This is a genomic window from Streptomyces sp. NPDC058279 (genome assembly GCF_042881255.1).
Taxonomy (GTDB): Bacteria; Actinomycetota; Actinomycetes; order Streptomycetales; family Streptomycetaceae; genus Streptomyces.
In genome coordinates this window covers 1-1,604 of the sequence record NZ_JBHVYA010000055.1, presented here as the reverse complement: position 1 = coordinate 1,604, position 1,604 = coordinate 1, and the positions used below count along the sequence as shown (strand labels likewise).

Sequence of the window (1,604 nt, the reverse complement as noted above, 5' to 3'; positions counted from 1 at the left end):
CCGTCCCTCGAAGATGACCGCCGGGGCTTGGGGGCGGAGTCGGGCCTGCTCCTCGAAGCGGTCCGTCAGCGTCCGCTCCCCGATGTCGCGGCGGACACCCGTCCACTCCTCCAGCACCTGCCGCCGCTCGACCTCACCCAACACCTCGATCTCCGACAACGGGAGTTCCGGCCCGGCCGCCACCTGCTCCAGCGTGCGCCGCAGCATGGCGACGATCCGCTCCACCGTGGCGTGCTCGTACAGGTCCGAGCTGTACAGCACCGCCCCGGTCAGGCCGCTGCCCTCGTCCGCGTGCAGCAGGAACTCCAGGTCGAACTTGACCGCACCCGTCGCCAGCGGTTCCGCCGCGCCGGCCCGCAGCCCCGTCAGCTCCGGTCCGGCCGCGGGGCCGGACTCCAGCGCGAGACAGACCTGGAACAGTGGGTGCCGGGCCAGGGAGCGGGTCGGGTTCACCGCCTCAAGCACCAGGTCGAACGGGACGTCCTGATGGGCGAAGGCGTCCAGGTCGGTGGCGCGGACCCGGGCCAGTAGGTCCCGGAAGGTGGGGTTGCCCGAGGTGTCGGTCCGCAGGACCAGCGTGTTGACGAAGAAGCCGACCAGGTCGGCCAGGGCTTCGTCCGAGCGTCCGGCGACCGGGGAGCCGAGCGGGATGTCGGTACCGGCCCCCAGCCGGGTCAAGGTCGCCGCCAACCCCGCCTGGAGCACCATGAACGGCGTGCAGCGCTCGGCCCGTGCCAGCTCCCGCACCCGCTTGAGCAGCTCGGCGCCGAAGTCCAACCGGACGATCCCACCGCGCTGGCCGGCGACCGGCGGCCGCGGTCGGTCGTGGATCAGGCCCAGTTCTTCCGGAATGCCCTCCAGGGCCTGCTTCCAGTAGCCGAGCTGCTCCGCCGGCAGCGGCCCTTCGAGCGCCGCCCGCTGCCACAGGGCGTAGTCGGCGTAGTCGACGGGCAGGGGGGCGAGGTCGGGAACGTCGCCGGCGAGCCGGGCGGCGTAGGCGTGCGACAGATCGGCGAACAGGGGCCGCAGGGACTGTCCGTCGGTGGCGATGTGGTGGAGCAGGACGAGCAGGGTGTGTCGGGCCGGCCCGGACCGAAACAAGGTGACCCGCGACGGCAGTTCGGCAGCCAGGTCGAAGGAGTGCCCGGCGGCGGTGAGCAGTTCGGCGTCGAGGGAGTCGGCCGTGACGCTCCGCACCTCGAACCAGGGCGCTTCGGTCGGCGACGCGACGACCTGGAAGGGGGCGCCGTCGTCCACGGCGGCGAACCGGGTCCGCAGGGGCTCGTGGCGGGCCACGACATCCCCGAACGCGGCGCGCAGCGCGGCGACGTCCGGTTCCCCTTCCAACCGGACGACCATCGGGACGTTGTACGCGCTCCCGCCCTCGGAGAGCCCGGCCACCAGCCACAGGCGCTGCTGGGCGAAGGACAGCGGCAGCGGCTCGGGGCGGTTCGCGGCCCGGGTGAGGGGGGCGAGCGCCGGCCGGCCGGAGCAGTCGGCGATCCGGCGGGCGAGGGTGGCGGGGGTGGGGTGCTGGAAGACGTCGCGGAGGGTGAGGGTGACGCCGAGGGTGGTGGAGATGCGGTTGGTGAGGCGGGCGGCGA

At 73.6% G+C, this 1,604-nt stretch carries 1 protein-coding gene; it reads right to left on the bottom strand.

Annotated features, from left to right (window positions below; genetic code table 11):
• Nucleotides 1–1,604 (bottom strand): condensation domain-containing protein (locus ACFVXJ_RS31260; RefSeq protein WP_389666836.1); only part of this gene is annotated, 1,604 nt, incomplete at both ends.